This window comes from Amycolatopsis vancoresmycina, from assembly GCF_000716785.1.
Classification (GTDB): Bacteria; Actinomycetota; Actinomycetes; order Mycobacteriales; family Pseudonocardiaceae; genus Amycolatopsis; species Amycolatopsis vancoresmycina.
The window spans coordinates 1-1,081 of sequence record NZ_JNYY01000049.1 but is presented as its reverse complement, the minus strand read 5'-3'; the positions used below and the strand labels follow the sequence as shown (position 1 = coordinate 1,081).

General features: G+C 66.4%; 1 protein-coding gene. It reads right to left on the bottom strand.

Annotated features, from left to right (window positions below; translation table 11 throughout):
* The coding region (locus tag OO60_RS44250) for an IS110 family RNA-guided transposase (protein ID WP_033263637.1) at positions 1-1,081 on the bottom strand (1,081 nt) is incomplete at both ends.

Sequence of the window (1,081 nt, the reverse complement as noted above, 5' to 3'; positions counted from 1 at the left end):
CGGACGGTCATGCCCAGCGCGTTGGCCTGCTTGACGATCTGGCGCATGGCGCGTTGAGGGTCCCGGCGGGTGAAGTAGTCAGCACCGAGCTCGTGGTAGGCGATCCGGTGTTTAAGAACGTGCCAGATCGCGATGACGAGCTTGTGCATCACCGCGACCAAGGCTCGTTGCCGGCCGCGGCGGGCAGCGAGACGCCGGTAGTAGACCGCGTAGTAGGAGTCCTTCTGCTTGATCGCGGCCATCGCGGCGGTGCCCAGCACGCGTTTGAGGTTGGCGTTGCCGTGGCGGGTGCGCCCGGACTTGTTCACCCCTGCGGACTCATTGACTCCGGGACACACCCCGATCCAGGAGGCGAGATGCCCGGCGGTGGCAAACGGAGCCATGTCACCGCCGGTCTCGGAGATGATGATCTCGGCGGAGGTGCGACCGATCCCGGGGATGGAATCGAGATTGCTCAGATCATGGTCCCGTTCTTTCAGCAGCTCGGCGACCCGTGCGTCCAGTTCGGTGACCAGGGAGGCCAGGTGATCGATCTGGTCGAGGAAATGCCGGCACATGAACGCGTGGTGATCGGTGAAGGTGCCCTCCAGCGCCTCGGTCAGGACCGGGATCTTGACGCGAGCATGGCTGACGGCCAGCTCGGCCAGCGTTGCGGGATCACGTTCACCGTCGATGAGGGCGGTCAGGATGCGTCGCGCACTGACCCCGGTGACGTCGGTCAGGACGCTGGTCAGTTTGAGGCCGCTGTCCTCGAGTTCCTTTTCCAGACGTTGGATCTCCCGGCCGCGATCGGCGCGGATCTCGGTGCGGCGGCGGGTCAGTTCCCGCAGTTCCCGGATCGCCCGCTCGGGTACGAACGAGGCCATCACCATGCCGGACGCTGCGGCGCGGGCGAGGAACGCCGCATCGGAGGGATCGGTCTTGCGGCCGCGGACCCCGCGCAGGTGTGCGGGATTGACCAGCATCAGATTCAGGCCGGCGTCCTGCAGCGGGTAATACACCGCCCGCCAGTAGTCCGACGTGGCTTCCAGCGCGAGGACCTCGACCGCCCGGTCAGTCAACCAGTCCCGCAGAGCCCGCA